Source organism: Rothia nasimurium (assembly GCF_042660305.1).
GTDB lineage: Bacteria > Actinomycetota > Actinomycetes > Actinomycetales > Micrococcaceae > Rothia > Rothia nasimurium.
In genome coordinates this window covers 1-18741 of the sequence record NZ_JBHSTW010000001.1, presented here as the reverse complement: position 1 = coordinate 18741, position 18741 = coordinate 1, and the positions used below count along the sequence as shown (strand labels likewise).

18 protein-coding genes and 1 pseudogene are annotated in these 18741 nt (G+C 61.5%); 15 read left to right on the top strand and 4 right to left on the bottom strand.

Annotation, left to right across the window (positions count from 1 at the left end):
• Positions 1-77 precede the first annotated feature (77 nt).
• The 7 genes and pseudogenes from ACFP6B_RS00095 to ACFP6B_RS00065 all read left to right on the top strand — a co-directional run.
• A pseudogene (locus ACFP6B_RS00095) lies at positions 78-326 on the top strand (cupin domain-containing protein); the annotation flags it as partial.
• Positions 327-425: 99 nt separating this feature from the next.
• Positions 426-869: a helix-turn-helix domain-containing protein gene (locus tag ACFP6B_RS00090; RefSeq protein ID WP_377125539.1), complete on the top strand. Its 444-nt coding sequence runs from the start codon at positions 426-428 to the stop codon at positions 867-869.
• Between the two features lie 25 nt (positions 870-894).
• Positions 895-1917 carry a FecCD family ABC transporter permease gene (locus tag ACFP6B_RS00085; protein ID WP_377125188.1) on the top strand — a complete coding sequence of 341 codons (1023 nt, stop codon included), beginning with the start codon at positions 895-897 and terminating at the stop codon, positions 1915-1917.
• Position 1918: 1 nt separating this feature from the next.
• Entirely contained in the window at positions 1919-2947 is a 1029-nt protein-coding gene (locus ACFP6B_RS00080) for a FecCD family ABC transporter permease (protein WP_377125185.1), read from the top strand.
• Positions 2948-3018: 71 nt separating this feature from the next.
• Positions 3019-4200 (top strand): trans-sulfuration enzyme family protein, encoded by a 1182-nt coding sequence (locus ACFP6B_RS00075; RefSeq protein WP_377125182.1) that lies wholly within the window; start codon positions 3019-3021, stop codon positions 4198-4200.
• A gap of 12 nt (positions 4201-4212) precedes the next feature.
• Positions 4213-4527 (top strand): DUF2516 family protein, encoded by a 315-nt coding sequence (locus ACFP6B_RS00070; RefSeq protein WP_377125179.1) that lies wholly within the window; start codon positions 4213-4215, stop codon positions 4525-4527.
• A gap of 129 nt (positions 4528-4656) precedes the next feature.
• Positions 4657-5397, top strand: a complete 741-nt coding sequence (locus ACFP6B_RS00065; RefSeq protein WP_377125176.1) for a phosphoglyceromutase — start codon at positions 4657-4659, stop codon at positions 5395-5397.
• Between the two features lie 97 nt (positions 5398-5494).
• Here ACFP6B_RS00065 and phoU read toward each other — a convergent pair whose 3' ends face one another.
• Positions 5495-6151, bottom strand: a complete 657-nt coding sequence (gene phoU, locus ACFP6B_RS00060) for a phosphate signaling complex protein PhoU (protein ID WP_377125173.1) — start codon at positions 6149-6151, stop codon at positions 5495-5497.
• 184 nt (positions 6152-6335) lie between these two features.
• Here phoU and ACFP6B_RS00055 point away from each other — a divergent pair, with 184 nt between their 5' ends.
• Positions 6336-7583 carry a sensor histidine kinase gene (locus ACFP6B_RS00055; RefSeq protein WP_237212216.1) on the top strand — a complete coding sequence of 416 codons (1248 nt, stop codon included), beginning with the start codon at positions 6336-6338 and terminating at the stop codon, positions 7581-7583.
• The gene (locus ACFP6B_RS00050) at positions 7584-8264 is read left to right on the top strand and encodes a response regulator transcription factor (RefSeq protein ID WP_135013364.1); all 681 of its coding nucleotides are present in this window, start codon (positions 7584-7586) and stop codon (positions 8262-8264) included.
• 86 nt (positions 8265-8350) lie between these two features.
• Here the strand turns inward: ACFP6B_RS00050 and ACFP6B_RS00045 are convergent, their stop codons facing one another.
• Positions 8351-8896 (bottom strand): hypothetical protein, encoded by a 546-nt coding sequence (locus tag ACFP6B_RS00045; RefSeq protein ID WP_377125168.1) that lies wholly within the window; start codon positions 8894-8896, stop codon positions 8351-8353.
• A 257-nt stretch (positions 8897-9153) separates the two neighbouring features.
• Here ACFP6B_RS00045 and ACFP6B_RS00040 point away from each other — a divergent pair, with 257 nt between their 5' ends.
• From ACFP6B_RS00040 to ispF, 3 genes are read left to right on the top strand one after another with little or no spacing between them, the layout of a single operon-like run.
• Entirely contained in the window at positions 9154-9639 is a 486-nt protein-coding gene (locus tag ACFP6B_RS00040) for a CarD family transcriptional regulator (RefSeq protein ID WP_185173529.1), read from the top strand.
• A 23-nt stretch (positions 9640-9662) separates the two neighbouring features.
• The gene (gene ispD, locus ACFP6B_RS00035) at positions 9663-10439 is read left to right on the top strand and encodes a 2-C-methyl-D-erythritol 4-phosphate cytidylyltransferase (RefSeq protein ID WP_377125165.1); all 777 of its coding nucleotides are present in this window, start codon (positions 9663-9665) and stop codon (positions 10437-10439) included.
• Positions 10436-10912 (top strand): 2-C-methyl-D-erythritol 2,4-cyclodiphosphate synthase, encoded by a 477-nt coding sequence (gene ispF, locus ACFP6B_RS00030; protein WP_185173527.1) that lies wholly within the window; start codon positions 10436-10438, stop codon positions 10910-10912. The genes ispD and ispF overlap by 4 nt, the downstream gene beginning before the upstream one ends.
• A 12-nt stretch (positions 10913-10924) precedes the next feature.
• Here the strand turns inward: ispF and ACFP6B_RS00025 are convergent, their stop codons facing one another.
• Together ACFP6B_RS00025 and ACFP6B_RS00020 are read right to left on the bottom strand one after the other, a co-directional pair.
• Positions 10925-12265: an alpha/beta hydrolase gene (locus ACFP6B_RS00025; RefSeq protein ID WP_377125162.1), complete on the bottom strand. Its 1341-nt coding sequence runs from the start codon at positions 12263-12265 to the stop codon at positions 10925-10927.
• A complete protein-coding gene (locus ACFP6B_RS00020) occupies positions 12265-14808 on the bottom strand; it encodes a bifunctional lysylphosphatidylglycerol flippase/synthetase MprF (RefSeq protein WP_377125159.1) in 2544 nt (847 codons plus the stop codon). Before ACFP6B_RS00020 ends, ACFP6B_RS00025 begins: the two co-directional genes overlap by 1 nt.
• 123 nt (positions 14809-14931) lie before the next feature.
• Here ACFP6B_RS00020 and ACFP6B_RS00015 point away from each other — a divergent pair, with 123 nt between their 5' ends.
• The 3 genes from ACFP6B_RS00015 to rlmB all read left to right on the top strand — a co-directional run bounded on the left by ACFP6B_RS00015 (position 14932) and on the right by rlmB (position 18335).
• Positions 14932-15822: an alpha/beta fold hydrolase gene (locus tag ACFP6B_RS00015; RefSeq protein WP_377125156.1), complete on the top strand. Its 891-nt coding sequence runs from the start codon at positions 14932-14934 to the stop codon at positions 15820-15822.
• Positions 15823-15824: 2 nt separating this feature from the next.
• Complete coding sequence (cysS, locus tag ACFP6B_RS00010; RefSeq protein ID WP_377125153.1) at positions 15825-17249, top strand: cysteine--tRNA ligase; 1425 nt, start codon at positions 15825-15827, stop codon at positions 17247-17249.
• Positions 17250-17354: 105 nt separating this feature from the next.
• Complete coding sequence (gene rlmB / locus ACFP6B_RS00005; RefSeq protein ID WP_237186993.1) at positions 17355-18335, top strand: 23S rRNA (guanosine(2251)-2'-O)-methyltransferase RlmB; 981 nt, start codon at positions 17355-17357, stop codon at positions 18333-18335.
• The last annotated feature ends 406 nt before the right edge of the window (positions 18336-18741 follow it).

The following is an 18741-nucleotide window of genomic DNA, read 5'->3' as shown; positions in this document are numbered from 1 at the left end:
CTGGCCCCTTCAATCCCTTACTAAGGCTATGCTAACCTTGGTCTTTGGTGGCACCAAGTTACATATCTGCCAAAGATATGTACCAGGGTGACACCTTCTCCGGTTGTACATACATCAAAGGATTTACCGTGACTGTGCAGCTTCACACGGCCGTTCCAGAACATGCCCTACGCTTCCAGGGGCATGACACCCATAGCCACGATTTACCCCATTTAATTCATGCTTTTACCGGCTACCTGGTAGTGCGTATCGAAGGAAAAGAATATGTCTTACAGGAAGGGGAAAGCCTGTGGCTGGCTCCCCAGGTGCCCCATGCTGTGCGGGTAGGAGATGGGGGTTTAGCCCTGGGGCCCATGCTTTATAGCCATGCTAGGCCGCCTCAGGCCGTGACCCATGTGGGCAGAAACCGGACTGTTGAGGGTATCTTGCGGCAGGCTATTTTTGCCTCTGCCCGAACTGCTGAAGAGGTTGCACCTTTCCGGAAGGCCCTGTGCGCTGCCCTGCTAAAAAGTTCGGTCCTGTATTTTCACCTGCCCTGGCCCCATAGCCCCCTGGGGCAGGCCGTAGCTGCTCAAGCCTTAGGGAGCAGAAAGACTCTTGCGGAGCTAGCTAGCGCGCAGTACAGTAGCGTCCGTCAGATTCAGCGGATTTTCCGTGAGGAGACCGGCCTGACCTTTTCCCAGTGGCGGCGGCGGGGGCAGCTGAACCGTGCCTACCGTGCTGCCGTCCGAGGTCTGGGCATGGGGCAAGTGGTAAAGGAGTCAGGCTACGCTAGCCAAGTTGGTTTGGCGAAAGCCTGGGCCAAGGAAAGCACTGAGCCCTTTGAGGTTCTGGTCAAGGCCGGGGGCGGAAAGGTAGCTAGGGGCTAAGCCAGGCTTTGAGGGAGGTAGACAGGTGAGAGAAAGAAGGCAGGCGAGGACGCTGGTCACCGGTTTTTGGCCTGTCCTTCTGCTGTCTATTCTGGTCTTGCTGGGCAGCATGGTCTTAAGCTGTGCGGTGGGGGCAGTATCCCTGTCCCTGCCCGAGCTCTTCCTGGCCTGGCGGGGGGAGGCAGAGGCAACCAGCGTGGCTATTGTCCAACAGCGGGTAAACCGTACCCTGCTGGGGCTTTGGGTTGGGGCCGCCCTGGGAGTAGCCGGAGTTCTTATGCAGGCTATGACCCGCAACCCTCTAGCTGATCCGGGTATTTTAGGTGTTAATGCAGGTGCGGGATTTGCGGTGACAGTGGGGGTAGCCTTCTGGGGGCTTACCGGCATTGAATCCTATATCTGGTGCAGTTTTCTAGGGTCTTTACTGGCGACCGGGGTAGTCTGTCTCTTTGCGGGAGGTTCTAGAGCAGTCTCTCCTGCCAGGCTGGTTCTGGTAGGGCTGGCGCTGGGCTCAGCGCTGATTGGGGCCTCGCGGACGCTTTCCCTACTCTCCCCCTCGACCTTTGACGCTATGAGGTTTTGGGGTGCCGGAACCCTGGCCGACCGGCCCGAGAGCACTCTGGCGACAATTGCCCCCTTTATTCTTGGTGGTTGCCTGCTGGCCCTTTGTCTGGGGCGATCTTTGGATATGCTGGCTCTAGGGCAGGATCTTGCTCGTTCTAGCGGGGTGAATATGACCTGGGTGCTACTGGCCTGTGTACTGGCCGTTACTCTTTTATCGGCTGGGGCTACTGCGGCGGCGGGTCCTATTGCTTTCGTGGGACTCTTGGTTCCCCAGCTAGCCCGTGCCCTGGTAGGGGCTTCATCGCAGTCTAAGGTTTTAATTCTCTCGCTTATCCTCGCCCCTACGGTAGTGCTTGTGGCAGATATTTTGGGACGGGTGCTGGTTGCTCCCCGAGAGCTGCAGGTCGGCGTCCTGGCCTCTGCGGTAGGGGCTCCTGCCCTAATTTTTCTGATGCGCTCTAGGCAGTCGGGCAAGGGGGTCTAGCATGAGGGCAAGCGGTTGGCAGAGACAGCGAACTGCCAGCTTGGTGCAGGTAAGTGATAGCTGGGTACTTCTGGCCCTGGCTACCTGCCTGGTGCTACTGAGCATTTATGCCATGACTCTGGGGGACATCCGGCTATCGTGGGCTGAGGTGCTGGCCGCTCTCCTGGGGCAGGGCAGTGCTGCTGATCGCCTGGTGGTCTGGCAGTGGCGGCTACCGCGGGTTCTGGCAGCCCTGGTTTTTGGGGCGGCCCTAGCCATGAGCGGGGCTATTTTTCAGAGACTTACCCGCAACCCGCTAGGTAGCCCCGACATTGTGGGTTTTAATACGGGAGCCTTCGCCGGAGTGGTGCTTGCGACGGTTGTAGGCCTGGGGTCTGGTTTTTGGGGCCGGGGCCTAAGCGCCCTGCTAGGGGGTCTGCTGACGGCCCTGGTGGTCTACCTCTTATCCTACAGGGGAGGGGTGCAGAGCTTTCGTTTTATCGTCATGGGCTTAGCGGTCAGCGCTTTCTTGGCCTCGGTTAATACCTGGTTTATGACCTTCTTTGACCTATCGGTTACCTTTGAGGCCTCTGTCTGGGGTGCCGGTTCTCTTCTCTTTGTGGCCTGGGATTCCCTGCTTCCTGCCGGGGCTTTAATCCTCTGTCTCTTGCTGTTCTCTTGCCCCGTGGCGCGGGTTCTTAAGCAGCTTGAGCTGGGGGACGACCTGGCTGCCGCCCTGGGCCTGCCTGTGGAACTGGCCCGGGCTGGCCTGGTGTTCATGGGGGTTGCCTTGACGGCTACCGTAACAGCTGTTGCCGGCCCGCTTGCTTTTATTGCCTTAGCTGCTCCACAGATTGCTTTGAGGCTGGTGGCGGCAGGACGTTTTTCACCTGCTGTAACGGCCCTGGTGGGGGCCTTGCTACTCCTGCTGGCAGACATGCTTGCCCAACATGCTTTTCCCGGTCTTTTGCTGCCTACCGGGGCGGTGACCATTATGGTTGGCGGAATATATCTGGCCTGGTTGGTATGGCGTCTTCCCGAGGGACGTTAACAGCGGGCGGGTACGTCGGCATGTGAAGATTTGCTAGCTGTTCTACCGCTATCAGGCGTATGGTAGTGGGTATGACTGAACAGAACCTCTCACCTGAAACCCGTCTGGTTGCTGGGGGCCGTCCTGCCCATGACGATCTGGCCCCCGTGAACCCTCCCATTGCCATGTCCTCTACCTTCCGGCAGACTGGTCCGTCAGATCTTAATACCTATGCCCGCTTTTCTAACCAGAGTTGGGAGGGCATTGAGGAGGTTATCGCCGACCTGGAGGGCGCAGAGCTACCCGGCCTGGTCTTTGCATCGGGTATGGCAGCGGTTGCCTCTGTGCAGGATCTGGTGCCTGTTGGCTCTATTATTTTGCTCCCCGAGCACACCTACATGGCCTCTGTTTCTATGGCCAAGCGGCTTGAGGCTCGCGGTATCACCAGCTTGGTGCGCCTGGACATTGAAAACACCGAGTCCGTTATTGCCGAGCTTGAGAAGGCCGCGGCTACTGCGGGCGTGACTCCCGAGAACATTAACTATGCCGCCCCCAAGGTACTGCTGTGGATGGAGTCACCGACCAACCCCATGATGGAGGTCGCTGATTTACCTGCAATCTTGGAGGCTACTAAGCGTCTGGGTATCGTCTCTGCTGTTGATAACACCTTTGCCACCCCGCTGGGGCAGAACCCCCTGGCCCTGGGCGCTGACGTGGTTGTTCACTCTGCTACGAAGTCCATTGCCGGCCATTCTGATGTGCTGCTGGGCATCACCGTCACCTCTAACCCGACTCTGCGCGAAGCCATGCAGGCCCACCGCACCACCAACGGCGCTATCGCCGGCCCCTTCGAGGCCTGGCTGGGCCTGCGCGGCGTCCGCACCCTGGGCGTCCGCCTTGAACGCGCCGCCGCTAACGCCCTCGAACTGGCCCAGCGCCTGCAGGCCCACCCCGCCGTCAAGTCCGTGCGCTACCCCGGCCTGCCCACCGACCCTGGCTTTGGGCGGGCGTCCGCACAGATGCGCACCTTCGGCTCAATCCTCTCCATCACCCTGGATGCCACCGCCGAAGAAACTGACCGCGTAGTGCAGGCCCTGAACATCTGGACGCCCGCTACCAGTCTCGGTGGCGTAGAATCACTGATTGAACGCCGCCGCCGCCACGGCTCAGAGCCCCACTCAATCCCCGAGTCACTGCTGCGCCTGTCGGTAGGCATCGAGAATGTCGATGACCTCTACAACGACCTGGCAGCGGCCCTAGAAAACCTCAAGTAGCGAACGGACGCCATGACCCCCATTGCCCTGATTATGCTGGTTACCTACTACGTGGGCCTTGCCCTGGCCCTGGTGGTTGCCGCCTTGTCGATTTTCGCGCTGATTGAGGCCGCCCGCGCTTCAAGCTACGCCTACCAGAGCGCCTTCAAACGCACCAAGGGCTTCTGGGTTGGCGTAACTGCTGCCTCGGCTGTTTTCTCTGTGCTGATGGTCTGGCAGTCCCTGGCCATCGGTGGCGGGTCTGTCTTCATGCAGCTCATTGCCGCAACCGCCGTGGGCGTCTTCCTCGCGGACGTCCGCCCCGCCGTCGCGGTGCGCCGCCGCTAGCCGCAGCTTGCGTTAAGGTCTGAAAAACCCACACATATTCACGAAGAAACCCCCGGAAAAGACCGGGTTTTCCATGAATATGTGTGGGTTTATCTTTGCTTTGGGGAGTTTGAGTGAGATAATGGCAGTATGACTTACACATTGGTACTGCTCCGTCACGGGCAATCAGAATGGAACGAAAAGAACCTCTTCACCGGCTGGGTAGACGTTGCCCTGACCGAGAAGGGCCGCGCCGAAGCCACCCGCGGTGGCGAACTGCTGAAGGAACGCGGCATCCTCCCCGATGTCGTCCACACCTCCCTGCAGCGCCGCGCCATCAACACCGCCAACCTGGCTCTCGATGCCGCTGACCGCCACTGGATCCCCGTCAAGCGCAACTGGCGCCTGAACGAGCGTCACTACGGTGCGCTCCAGGGCAAGGACAAGACTCAGACCCTCGAAACCTACGGTGAAGAGCAGTTCATGACCTGGCGTCGCTCCTACGACGTTCCGCCTCCGGCCCTCGACGACAATGACGAGTTCTCCCAGGCGAACGACCCCCGCTACGCAGACATCGAGAACGCTCCCCGCACCGAGTGCCTGAAGGACGTCCTCGAGCGCATGCTGCCCTACTGGGAGTCAGACATCAAGGAAGACCTGAAGGCTGGCAAGACCGTTCTGGTTGCTGCCCACGGTAACTCCCTGCGCGCCCTGGTCAAGAACCTCGAAGGTATCTCAGATGAGGACATCGCCGGTCTGAACATCCCCACCGGTATTCCCCTCTACTACGAGCTCGACGAGAACTTCAAGCCTGTTGGCCCCGGCGAGTACCTGGACCCCGAGGCAGCTAAGGACGCCATCAAGGCTGTTGCTAACCAGGGTAAGAAGTAAATCCCCGGTAGGTACCGCTTAAATCAGAAAAACCCACCAACTAGGTGGGTTTTTCTGATTTAAGTGGTACCTTCTGACGGAGATGGTACCTGCCAGCCTAGATGCTAGGCACAGCGTTCCAATCGCCGGTGACCAGGTAGGTAACCTTGCGGGCTACCGAGACACCGTGATCTCCAAAGCGCTCCAAGTAGCGGGACGCCAGGGTGACATCGACAGTGACCTGGGTGTTCTGGCCCCAGTCGGGTGCCGCCATGCGCTTGAAGACCTCAACGTGCAGCTCGTTGATGCGCATCTTGTTCTTGATGATGTCCTGGGTGTGGGAGAGCTCGCGGGCCTCCAACAGGCTAATGACGCTGGTAATGATTTTCTGATCCAGCTCGATGATTTCGCGGAATACCGGAACGATAGACTCGGGCAGGACGTGCTCGGGGTAGCGCATGCGGGCCACCTGGGCTACGTGGCGGGCAAGATCGCCCATGCGTTCCAGGGAAGAGCTCATGCGCAGGGCACCCACGATCATGCGCAGGTCGGAGGCTACCGGGCCCTGAAGGGCCAGAATGTCGATAGCGCGCTCATCGAGTTCGTTTTGCATGAAGTCGATGCGGGCATCGTTGGTGATGACCTCTTCGGCTTCTTGAATATCAGCCTGCAAAAAAGCATCAGAAGCACGGCCGAGGGCTTCTTGAACCAGGGTAGCGATATGAATTAGCTCTTCGCCGACATGCTGGAGTTCGGCTTGGAAGACTTTGCGCACGTGCGCGTCCTTTCCATCTGGGGAAGTGTGGGGTGCCGGGCAGACTCCTGCCCACGGCTACCCCTTTAGAGTGCCAAGGTCACATGAACACAAGCACATGGTTGGGTAAACGTTAGTTGAACCCCGGGATATTTGGGGGTCTGAGGGGCGTGGGACGGGGTCGGTAGGCTCTAAGCTGGTAGATGTGAACCCTACTGTGATTGCTTTGTCTGCCGCTGTGCTGGGGCTCCTCATCGGTGTGGTGAGCATGCTCGCCGTACAACGGAGTGAGCGTCAGCGCGCTCGCTGGGCCGACGTTGAAGAGCCGACCATTAGCGACGGCGCCGCCGAGGTACTGGCGGTCATTGGTCGCGCCTACATGGTGGTGGACGCCGTGGACGGGGTGGTGCAGGCTTCTCCGGGCGCCTACGCCTTAGGTCTGGTACGCGGGCATACAGTGGTCTCTGACGAGCTGCTAGAGATGATCGACGCGGTGCGGTCCAAGGGCATTATCGTCGAAAAAGAAATTATTTTAACCCGCGGTTTTTACGACCAGAGCCGCCTGGTGATTGACCTGCGCGTGGCCCCGGTGGGTGACGAGTACATCTTGGTGCTGGCTGACGACCGTACCGAGATCGCCCGCGCGCAGACCGTCCGTACCGACTTTGTCGCCAACGTATCGCACGAGCTCAAGACGCCGGTGGGCGCGGTGGGACTTATGGCCGAGGCCATCGAGTCGTCGGCTGACGACCCCGAGTCGGTACTCTATTTCTCGGGCAAGCTCAAGAAGGAATCTCAGCGGCTGGCAGCCCTGGTGCAGGACGTCATCGAGCTCTCCCGCCTGCAGTCAGCCGATATGGTACTGAGTTCCACCCTGGTCGATGTTGAGCAGGTGGTTGCCGAATCGGTCGACCGTAACCGCCTCACAGCCGAGGGTAAAAACATTGAACTTCTGGTGGGGGGAAAGGCCCCCCGCCCGGTCCATGGTGACCCCGAGCTGCTGGGTACCGCCCTGCGCAACCTGATTGAGAACGCCATTCGTTACTCGCCCGAGAACACCAAGGTGGGCATCGGTATGGCTGTGAAGGGTGACACTGTTAGAATTTCTGTGAAAGACCAGGGCCCGGGCATTCCCGAGGACGAACAGGACCGCATCTTCGAGCGGTTCTACCGGGTTGACCCGGCGCGTTCCCGCCAAACCGGGGGCACCGGCCTGGGCTTGAGCATTGTGAAGCACATTGTGGGCCAGCACGGCGGCGAGGTGACCCTCTGGTCCCAGCCCGGCTCTGGCTCGACCTTCACGATTGCCCTGCCCATTGTCGATGAAGAAACCGAACAAGACCTGCTGGGGGAGCACCCGCCGACGGGATCCCTCACCCAGATAACAGACCACAACACCAACGCTGCTCCGCGCCCCGCGGGGGCGGCTCAAACTGCGAAGGAAGCAAAGTAAGTGACCCGTATTTTAGTGGTTGAGGACGAAGAGGCGCTGAGCGAGCCCCTGGCCTTTTTGCTGGGTCGTGAGGGCTTTGAGGTGCAGGTGGTCGATAACGGCCTGGACGCCGTGGTTGAGTTCGAGCGAAACGGCGCAGACCTGGTGCTCCTCGACATCATGCTCCCCGGCCAGTCCGGCACCGAGGTCTGTAAGCAGATTCGCGCCACCAGCGCGGTTCCCATCATCATGCTGACCGCTAAAGACTCAGAAATCGATAAGGTGCTCGGCCTTGAACTGGGTGCTGACGACTACGTCACCAAGCCCTATTCCTCCCGCGAGCTCATCGCCCGCATCCGCGCCGTCCTGCGCCGCCAGGGCGAACCCGAAGAGCACGACGCCGGGGCGATTGAGGGCGGCCCGGTGCGCATGGACGTTGAGCGCCACGTGGTGACCGTATCCGGCGAAACCGTCGCTATGCCCCTCAAGGAGTTTGAGCTGCTTGAGATGCTGCTGCGGAATGCAGGACGCGTGATGACGCGCTCGCAGCTGATCGACCGGGTCTGGGGTGCTGACTACGTGGGCGATACCAAGACCCTTGATGTGCACATTAAGCGCCTGCGCTCCAAGGTTGAGCCTGACCCCTCATCCCCGCGCTACGTAGTCACTGTGCGCGGCCTGGGCTACAAGTTTGAACCCTAAACCGGCACACCAGGCCGGGTAAAGCAGTGGGGCGGGCCCTTCAGTTAACTGAAGGGCCCGCCCCACATCTTTAAAGCGAAAGGGTTTTAGCCGTTGCTGCTAGCGGTTTCGGTAGCGCTGGGAGTAGCCGCTGCGGTGGGCAGGTAGGGGGCGTACTCTTCCAGGGCGCCGTCAAGAACCGGAACGTTGAAGGTAGTGGTGCTGGAGGTGACGGTGGAGGAGACCTCGACGTCCTTCAGCAGCAGACCGGGGTTAGCGCCGGCCTCAGCCAGAAGAAGTTCGTTCTCGTCGTTTTCCAGGCGGACTTCCTGGCCAGCGGGAACCTCAACGGTGAGAGTTTCGGTGGGGAAGGCCAGGGTGACGGTGGCGTCCTCCTCGGTCTGGTTCAGAATGGTGCCCAGCACGCGGCCCTGTGAGGCCTCATCGGCTGCGATGACCATGATGTTGCGGAGCTGGATATCCTGCTGGTTGTTCTCGCCTAGCAGGTTAGCCATCTGGCCGTCGGAGGCGGAGTAGACGATGGTGGTGGCGGGCTGGTTGGTGTAGGTGCAACCGGTGGTGGCCAGCAGGGCACCAGCGATGGCAACGAGGGCGCTGGCGCGCTTGACGGTCAAAGAAGCGGTGTTCTTCACAGCTCTAGCTCCTTGTGTAGGGTCGTAGTCTGCCGAGGGGCAGAGAAAGTGTGTGTGCTCCGCGCCGAGGTACGGAATTTTTGGTCTGTTCAGGTCACATTCTATCTGGTTTAACGACGATACGTCTGTATCAACGAGGCAAAAGGGCGTAAATGAAGCGCACAGGTTCGCTGAGAGCGCCGGGCCTATTTTGAGACTTTAAGGGTGCTGTCTTTCGTTGCATGGTAGAATAGGTAGGCTGAAAGGGGTTTATCCATATGGTTTTTGAGGTTGGCGAAACAGTCGTTTACCCTCACCACGGTGCCGCAACGATTGAAGAAATCAAGATGCGCAAGATCCGTGGCGAAGAGAAGATGTACCTGAAACTCAAGGTCGCTAACGGTGACCTGGTCATTGAGGTTCCCGCTGAGAACGTCGATATGGTGGGCGTGCGCGATGTCGTTGACGAGCGCGGTCTGCAGGAAGTCATTGACGTACTTCAGGCTACCGATACCGAAGAAGCAGCAAACTGGTCCCGCCGCTACAAGGCTAACGTTGAGAAGCTGGCATCTGGCGATGTGCTGAAGGTTGCCGAGGTCGTCCGCGACCTGTGGCGCCGCGAGAACGACCGTGGCCTGTCTGCCGGTGAGAAGCGTATGCTGGCTAAGGCCCGTCAGATTCTGTCGTCTGAGGTTGCCCTGGCTAAGGACATCGACGAAGAAGCTGCCGAGGTTGAACTCGATAAGATTCTCGAGGGCGTCTAAACTTTCGGGTATGCTCACTAGCTGTGAGCACTCTAGATTTTTCTGATACAGCGGGCACCGCAACCACATCTGGTGGTTCGGTGCTCGCTGTCGTTATTGTGGCGGCCGGTTCGGGGTCGCGTCTGGGAGCGGGTATACCGAAGGCAGCGGTGCAGGTTGCCGGGCGCACCCTGCTGGAATGGGCCTTGGCCGGTGCCCGGGAGTCGGGCGTGGCGGCACGGCTGGTGGTGACGGTACCCCCGCAGGACGTCGAGCTACGGCAGGTCTGTGCCCGGTACGGTGCCCTGGCGGTGCCCGGCGGCGCAACGCGCGCCGAATCGGTGACGGCCGCCCTGGCCGCGATTGCGGACGCCGCCCCCCTGCCGGGTGCCCCCGAGCAGCTGCCCACCGGCGTCCTGGTGCACGATGCCGCCCGCTGTTTCACCCCTGCCAGCGTCTACCACCGGGTGGCTGCCGCCCTTGAGGCGGGGGAGAAGGCTGTAATTCCGGTGCTGCCCGTGGTCGACACCATCAAAACAGTGGATGATCATGGGTACGTGAGCGGTACCCCGGCCCGGGCACAGCTGCGGGCTGTGCAGACCCCCCAGGGCTTTGACCTGGCTACCCTTGTGCAGGCCCACCGCGATGTTGCCTCTCTGGCCCCCGAGTTTGCCGAAAGCATCACCGATGATGCCATGCTGGCTGAAACCCTGGGGCTACCGGTTGCGACCGTCGAGGGGGCTGCCGAAGCCTTCAAGATTACGACCCCTCTTGACCTGACCCTAGCTACAGCCCTCTACGACGAAAAGAGAGAATCATGATTCCCCGTATTGGCACCGGTACTGATGTGCATGCTTTTGGTGAAGAAGGCACCGAACTGTGGGTGGCAGGTTTGCACTGGCCGGGCCAGCGCGGGCTCTCAGGCCACTCGGACGGCGACGTGGTGGCTCACGCGGCTGCTGACGCCCTTTTTTCGGCAAGCGGTACGGGCGATTTGGGCTCGAACTTTGGTGTGGACCGGCCCGATATGGCAGGTGCTTCCGGCGTGCGGATTCTTTCTGAGGCCGCTGCGATTGTGCGCGCTGCCGGGTTCGAGATTGGCAACATCGCGGTGCAGCTGATTGGCAATAAACCCAAGTTTTCCCCGCGCCGGGACGAGGCTAACCGCGTCCTGTCTGAGGCTGCCGGTGCCCCGGTGACGGTCACCGCCACGACCACCGACGGGCTGGGCCTGACCGGCCGGGGTGAGGGCGTGGCAGCTACCGCCGTAGCCCTGGTTTATCCGCGGAGCTAGATGGCGTAGAGGTTACTGCAGGCCGGTGCGCTGCCCCAGCCAGGGCAGGGCGTCGGCGAAAGCCGCTTCCCAGACCTTCCACTCGTGTTTGCCCCGATAGGTTTTCCACTGCACGTCGAGCCCGGCCTGTTGAGCCGCGGTGTAGAGACCTTCTAGCCCCGAACGGTAGGAGGGGTCGTCGTTCGTCCCCATGGAGAAAATCCCGGTGGGGCCGGGTTTCGTGTAGGTGCCTTGGGCCAGCATACTGGCCGGGTCGTTAGCCCGGTAGGCTGCTGAATCGCCGCCAAAGCCCTGGCTGATGGTGAGTTCTTCACTGCCGAGGGAGGGATTAGCTTCGCCCGACATATCCAGGAAGGTGGGGTAGACATCGGGGGCCCGCAGGGCGGTCTGGAAGGCGCAGGTGCCGCCGTTCGAGAGCCCGGCGATAGTCCAGTGAGAATGGTCGGTGTCAACCTGCAGGTTGCTGGTAATCCAGGTGGGCACAGTCTCTTGCAGGTAGGTGGCTACCTGCCCGTGGGCGGTATCGCTGCAGAGCGGGTTATTCCAGTCGCCGCCAAGCTGGTCGACCACCACCACAACGGGGGCTAACCCGGCGTGATCCGCAGCGTAGGAGTCGAGTATGGTCTGCACCCCGCCGAGGTTGAACCAGTCGGCAGGAGCGCCGGGCTGCCCGGCCATGAGGACGACGACGGGCAGCAGCGGACGCGGATTACTGAAGTAGGCTGGGGGTAGATAGACATAGGCATCACGTGGTGTAAAAGCAGGATCATCTGCGGGTATATTTTCGCGGATGACGGTTCCCGCGCTCGCCAAATCGGCCGGAGCTCTCCATGCGCTTGCCAGGGTTTGCCCGCCGGTATCGTAGGCGGTGACGGGGGCGGACGCGTTTGCTTGGGCTAGGCTGCTGGTGGGTATGGTAATTCCCAGGGCGGACGCCAGGGTCGGGTAGCCCCCGTAGTAGGCGTTGAGCCCCAGCCCGGTAAGGACAAGCCCCAGAACTACCGCGAGGGTCACTGTCATGACCGAAAGAGCCCGGCGCAGACGTCCGCGCCCTGCCCAACCTGCCGCGGTGAGAATTACTGCGTAGATAACCACCCACAGGGCGTAGCCTGACCAGAGCCAGGTGGGCGCATCAATGCCTTCAGCGACGGGGTGCCACACGTTATTGGTGAGGTAGGCAGCGAGGGCAACGAGAGCCGCAACCACCAGCACAATCAACAGCTGGGTACGCCAGCGCACAGCTCCCCTAGACCGCACCAGGAGCACTAGCGCCAGCACCACCGCAAGCCCAATCGCTAGCGGCCCCCAAAAGTTGGCGCGCAGGTCAACGGAGCGGGCAAAGTCAGCGAACATTACTTCTCCTGGGAGCCTATGGCCTGCACGATACCCAGTACGTCTTTAGCCTTCATTTCGGGCAGGTAGGCGTGGGAGACCGCGATGCCGATCGCCGGTAGGTCACCGGAGTCGGGGGTGACCAGATACATGGGCTCAAAACGCGGGCGGAACTTGGCCTTGAAAGTCAGCAGAGAACGGAAGCCGTAGAGGGGCTCCATACGCTCACCCAGGTAGTCTAAGAGCCGGTCAAGGCCGCTGCGTTCTGCCGGAGCAACAGAGTGGGCCAGGGGAGCGCCGGAGAGGGAGAGAATCTCAAGCCCCTCGTCCTTGGCGTCCTGGGCTGCCGAGGCAATCAGGAACTCCATGGTGGCGGCGAAGGCGCCTTCAGCGTCGCGGCGGCGCATGAAGTCCAGGGTAAGGCCGATGACGCGGCCCTGCCGGTGTACGGGCATCCAGGAGGTTACCCCGTGAATGAAGCCGCTCTCATCAAGGGCGAGCAGGATGCGGGTATCGGGGTCCTTGAGCTCTTCGAGACCGCCGAGTGTAAAGCCCATCTCGGGCAGGGACTTCTCTGAGACCCAGCCTTCAGAAATCTCAACAATCTGGGCCCATTCGGCCAGGAGCAGGTCATTGTAGGTGGTCCACTTGGTGGTGATGCCCTGTTTGCCGGCCTGGTTGAGGGCGGTGCGGATGGACTGGAATTTTTTGCCCGAGAATTTGAGGTCGGCCAGGTCGATGATGGCTTCCTCGGCGACCTGCCAGGAGCTCCACCCCAGGGCCTGGGCGGCCTGCTGGGTGGGAGGGTGCACCGAGTAGAGGGCCGGAGCCAGGCCCCGGTCGGTGCAGAAACGGGCGAACTCCTGCACGGCCTGATTGACCCGCTCGGGGGCCGCTGCCGGATCACCGACGGTCAGGGCTACACCCCCGTGGTCGAGATAGGCAAAACCCTCTTGCCCGCTGCTAGAAATCCAGTAGTTGCGGTTATCCCATGTGCCGATCCAGCCCAGGGTGCCCGCCCCGTGGGTGCGGACCAGCTCAAGGTAGCGGTCGCGGTTCTGGGTGGTATCCCCGGCAGGAGCGGTCAGCACCCGGTAGGTGCAGATAATGAGGGTGAGCCAGGTCAGGGCGGGGGCCAGCCAGTGCAGAGAAGTGGTGAGCCAGAAGGTTCCGGCGTAGGAGGGCGGGAGCACGTACCAGGCGGCTGAGGGCAGGAGCTTGACCAGGTAGTCCAGGGCAAAGGGCAGGGGAGCGGGCTGAGGGGCAAAGCCCTGCGGGAAGATCGTGGCTACAACCGTGACTAGCACCAGCCCGGCAAGGGCTACCAGCCCTACGGTCCGCGCGGACACCCGCAGCGCCCGGCCCGATGAGGCTAGCGGGAAGTAGCGCAGGGTGGCGAGGACCAGGGCAATCAGGGCGGCAGGTACCAGCACGGGCACGAGCAGGCGGGCACCGGCGTCCTCAAGCTCTGCGATTGTGCCCAGGGGCGCAAGGTGCTGGCCCAGAACACCGGAATAAATCACTAGGCGCAGCACAGAACAGAGCAGGACGACCCCCTGCAGCACCAGGGTGCCGTAGGCAGCTAGGCGGCGCCCTCGCGCCAGGCCCAGGGCAAGAACCAGCTGGAGAACCAGGGGGAAGAGGGCGAGTGCGCTCGCCAAGAAGCCCTTAGTTTGGGCGAGATAGACCTGGTGGGCGCACAGGGCGCTGGCTGCGTTGCTGGCGCACAGCGAGTCAAGGGCGGCGTCGGTCAGGCTGCCTGCTCCCACGTCGTAGCGGGCTGCCGCTAGGGGGCCTACGGGGTTGGGGGCGTGGGCGGCGAAGAAGATGCCCAGAGAAATTGCAGCGAGGGTGAGAGCCACCAGGGTGCGAGCCTCATGGCGGGTTCCCACCAGGGAGTGCTCGCGGGCGGGCGCCGGAATCAAAAAGACGCCGCAGGCCCAGCCGGTGAGCGCTGCCAGTACCAGCCCGATATCGTGCAGGGAACCGCCAAAAAGGAAGAGACCCAGAAGCAGGGTGCAGGCAAGCAGGCGGACGCGGCGCCGCCAGATGGTTGAATAGGTTCGGCTTGCTGCCAGCAGGGAACCGGTCAGCATAAGGGGCAGGCCAAAGACCGAGTGGGTGGTCAGTGCCTGGGCCCAGCCGGGGATGATCCCCTCTGCTGCCGAGAAGAAGATGGTGAGGGCTGCTGCTGGGATCAGGTAGCTCGCTAGCGCTGTGAGGGCGAACCGCCAGGTGCCCAGGGCCCGCTCGACCAGAGGCCCGACCAGAACAAGGATTATCAGGAAGAAGACGGTGCTGACCGGCTTGTAGTTAATGATGACGCCGGTCAGCGGCTCCCAGGTTGCGGTGAAGTTACCCGGCTGGAAGGTCAGGGCAGTTGCCCGCTCCCGCCCCAGCAGGAGCTGGGTGAGTAGGCCAATGAGGGCCAGCACCACCAGCAGGGCTGTTAAGGGCGCAGCGGTGATGTAGGTGGTGAGGTATTCACGGGCCCAGCGCAGGCGCCGGGCGGACGCACGCTGAGAGTCGGTGAGGGCCGGGGCCGGGGGAGGTGTCGAGGGCACAGCAGAATCCTGGTCAGTTATGCAAAAAGTGAGGTGTTATCCTCGTTCAGTATAGACCCGGCCTATCAGCGCTAAAATAAGCCTGTCCCTGTTAACACCACCCCAAGCTGTAAAGAAGTACCTGTGAACGCCGACCCCCTTGAACCCCGCCCTCACCTGCTGAGCCAGGACGGGGGACGCGTCATCGCCTGGCACGAATTTGGGCAGACAGAAGCACCCACAGCTACCGTCATCTACTGCCACGGCACTCCCGGTACCGGCTATGAGGCCCTCTTCCTCGACGAGGCGGCCAGAGAACTGGGTATCCGCCTTATCGCCCCGGACCGCCCGGGGCTGGGGGCGTCGGACGCCGTACCTCACAGGCTGGTGGGCACCTGGGCAGAGCGGGACGTCGCAGCCATCATCGATCATCTAGAGCTTGACCGTTTCAGCGTGATGGGCTTTTCCGGCGGCGGGCCCCACGCTATGAGCCTAGCTGCCCTGCACCCCGAGAAGGTAGACCAGCTCATCCTGCTAGCCCCCTTCACCCACCACCCCCTCTGGGAAACCCGGCTGGGCCTTAACCTCACTCCGCTGCGCGTCCACATATCGCACCTGACCCTCTCCTGGTTCCCCAAACCCCTGATAGACCTGATCGCCCGCGCCGTCAGTCGCCCGCTGGCGTCAGCCTCGACCCTAGCTTCAGCCCTGGGCCGCGACGTGCAGGGGCACACCGCTGCCTACCGCATGGCGGTCTCCCACGATTACGCCCTGCAGTTCTCCATCAAAGGCGGGGTGCAAGACGAGTACGCAATTCAGGACGACTGGGGGTTCGCAGAGTCCACCGTTAAAGCCCCGGTTCATCTCTGGGTAGCCGGGCGAGATTTGGCCATCAAACCCGCCCGTGCCCGCAACTTAGGGCTCCGCCTGGGGGCTCAGATTCACGAGCTGCCGAGTGATGGACATTTTTCCCTGCTGATTAACCATGCGGCAAGCGTCCTCGCACCGGTTCTACAGCGCACGGTAAACTGTTAGGCGTGACTCTACGTTTTTATGATTCAGCAACAGCAAGCGTCCGTGAATTCACCCCGGTTCACTCCGGCGAGGCCCGCATCTACTACTGCGGTGCCACCGTTCAGGGGGCCCCGCACATTGGGCACGTACGTTCGGGCCTGGTCTTTGACCAGCTCTCCCGCTGGCTGACCTACCGCGGTTACAAGGTCACCACGGTTCGTAACGTCACCGATATCGATGACAAGATTCTGGTGAACTCGGCCGCCTCTTTTGAGCCCGGCTACGCCGGCGAACACCCGGCTGAAGAGTGGTGGGCCTTGGCCTACCGCTTCGAGCGGGTCTTCGGCCAGGCCTACGCCTCCCTCAATATCGCACCCCCCACCTACGAGCCGCGCGCCACCGGGCATATCCCCGAGATGTTTGCCCTCATTCAGCGCCTCATTGACCGCGGCCATGCCTACCCGGCGACCGACGGCTGCGGTGATGTCTACTTCGATGTGCGCTCCTGGGAGAACTACGGTGCCCTGACCCGCCAGAAGATTGACGATATGCAGGACGCACCGGACGCCGACCCCCGCGGTAAGCGCGACCCCCGCGACTTTGCCCTGTGGAAGGCTTACAAGGAGGGGGAGCCCGTCACCGCCTCCTGGGATTCCCCCTGGGGTAAGGGACGCCCCGGCTGGCACCTGGAATGCTCGGCTATGGCGGGTAAGTACCTGGGCGAGACTTTTGATATTCACGGTGGCGGCCTTGACCTGCGCTTCCCCCACCACGAAAACGAGATGGCCCAGTCCCAGGCGGCCGGCTACGGCTTTGCCAACTTCTGGATGCACAACGGCCTGGTCAACTACGAGGGCGAGAAGATGTCCAAGTCCATTGGCAACATCATCACCCCCGCCCAGATGCTCGAAGTTGCCCGCCCCCTGGTCGTCCGCTACTACCTGGGCCAGGCCCACTACCGCTCCGTACTCGACTACCACCCCACCTCACTCGAGGAGGCTCGTGTAGCTGTCGAACGCGTCGAAGCCTTCCTGGCTGCAACCCGCGACTATCACCGCGAAGATGCTACGGTACCCGAGGCTTTCGCCGAGGCCATGGACGATGACCTCAACATCCCCAAGGCCCTTGCCGCCCTGCACGCAGGCGTCCGCGCCGGTAACGCAGCGCTCGCTGCCGGTGAATCTGCCCAAGGCGCCGCCGAGCAGGTCTACGCCATGGCCAAGGTACTGGGGCTGGTAGAGCTCATGTCCTTCAGCCAGGCAGGGGCTGCCGCCAACGAGCCCGGTGAACACGCAGCGCTCGACTCCCTGATTCAGACCATGCTCACCCAGCGCGCCGAAGCCCGCGAAGCTAAGGACTGGGCCCGTGCCGATCAGATTCGTGACGCCCTGGCAGCCGCCGGTATCACCGTTAAGGACGGCGCATCCGGCTCCACCTGGTCCCTCTAGGCCTCATAGCCCTCCCGCTACCGTGCTCCATCTCTCGCCCCACAGGGGGCAGGGGATCGGTAAGCTAGAAAACAATTCATAGACATCAAACAAAGGACACACCCCATGGCGAAGGCAGGCTCACGCCCCGGCGCAACCAATAAGAAGAAGGGTCCCACTAAGGGCACCGGTGGCCACGGCCGTAAGGCCCTCGAAGGTCGCGGCAACACCCCCAAGGCAGAAGACCGCGTCTACCACAAGGCCTACAAGATGAAGAAGGCCGCCGAAAACCGCAAGGCAACGAACACCCTGCGCTCCCGCCAGCCCCGCCTGGGCGGCAAGCGTGCCTCCGACGAACTTGTCACCGGCCGCAACTCCGTACTTGAGGCCCTGCAGACCGAGATCCCTGCCAAGACCCTCTTCGTCATGTCCCGCATTGAGGTCGATGACCGCGTCCGTGACATCATGACCGAAGCCAACAAGCAGGGTTTGCCCATGCTCGAAATTGGCCGTAACGAGCTGGACCGCCTGACCGACCACGCCGTCCACCAGGGCGTTGCTCTGCAGATTCCCCCCTACAAGTACCCGGACGCCGGCAATCTGGTCCTCGACACCATGGATCTCTGGTACGACAAGAAGATGAGCACCCCGCCCCTCTTCGTTGCCCTGGACGGCATCACCGACCCCCGCAACCTGGGCGCCATCATCCGCTCCGTCTCAGCCTTCTCGGGCAACGGCGTCATCATCCCCGAGCGCCGCTCGGCAGCCATGACCGCCTCAGCCTGGAAAACCTCATCCGGTGCAGCTGCCCGCATCCCCGTTGCCAAGGCAACCAACCTCACCCGCGTAATCCAGCAGGCCAAGGACGCCGGCATCTTCGTCGTCGGTCTGGACGGCGGCGGCGACGTAGACCTGCCCAACCTCGAACTGGCCTCTGAACCGCTCATGATCGTTGTCGGCTCAGAAGGTAAGGGGCTCTCACGACTGGTCACCGAGAACTGCGACCAGATCGTTTCGATTCCCATTAGCTCAGCAATGGAATCACTCAACGCCTCTATGGCAGTCGGCATCTCCCTCTACGAGGTATCCCGCCGCCGAGCTGCCTAAGCTTCTTATAAGAACGAAGTGCTCTCCCGCGATAGCGGGGGAGCACTTCTTGTTTATCTAGTCTGAGGGGCAGGACGCAGGCTCACGAGGGCTTATGTGAGCCAGAATAAGGGTCTGGCTCACACAAAATCCCTAAAATCAAGCCTTGTGCGGATCTTCAGAAAAACTTTAAAAAATCTTTTTTTCTGGTAATTATGGTGTTGACTAGGATATTTACTGTTTATAGTGGTGGCTCCTGGGGTGAAAATGGCCCAAAAGTGTCCCTTTTGGGTTGCGCGGTCTGAAAAACCTGCGTAGAGTATTACGAGTCGCCACGGCACAGGGGAAACCCGCCAAGCGACAAAACACCTAGTCACATAGCGAATTCAGGCCCAAGCAGGCAGCTGATCACCAGGACTCATACGAG

Bases quoted from the DNA above. Each gene is read 5' to 3' on its own strand.
- ACFP6B_RS00080 (WP_377125185.1), top strand. From the start codon at position 1,919: ATGAGGGCAAGCGGTTGGCAGAGACAGCGAACTGCCAGCTTGGTGCAG.
- ACFP6B_RS00075 (WP_377125182.1), top strand. From the start codon at position 3,019: ATGACTGAACAGAACCTCTCACCTGAAACCCGTCTGGTTGCTGGGGGC.
- ACFP6B_RS00070 (WP_377125179.1), top strand. From the start codon at position 4,213: ATGACCCCCATTGCCCTGATTATGCTGGTTACCTACTACGTGGGCCTT.
- ACFP6B_RS00065 (WP_377125176.1), top strand. From the start codon at position 4,657: ATGACTTACACATTGGTACTGCTCCGTCACGGGCAATCAGAATGGAAC.
- ACFP6B_RS00040 (WP_185173529.1), top strand. From the start codon at position 9,154: ATGGTTTTTGAGGTTGGCGAAACAGTCGTTTACCCTCACCACGGTGCC.
- ispF (WP_185173527.1), top strand. From the start codon at position 10,436: ATGATTCCCCGTATTGGCACCGGTACTGATGTGCATGCTTTTGGTGAA.
- ACFP6B_RS00025 (WP_377125162.1), bottom strand. From the start codon at position 12,265: ATGTTCGCTGACTTTGCCCGCTCCGTTGACCTGCGCGCCAACTTTTGG.
- rlmB (WP_237186993.1), top strand. From the start codon at position 17,355: ATGGCGAAGGCAGGCTCACGCCCCGGCGCAACCAATAAGAAGAAGGGT.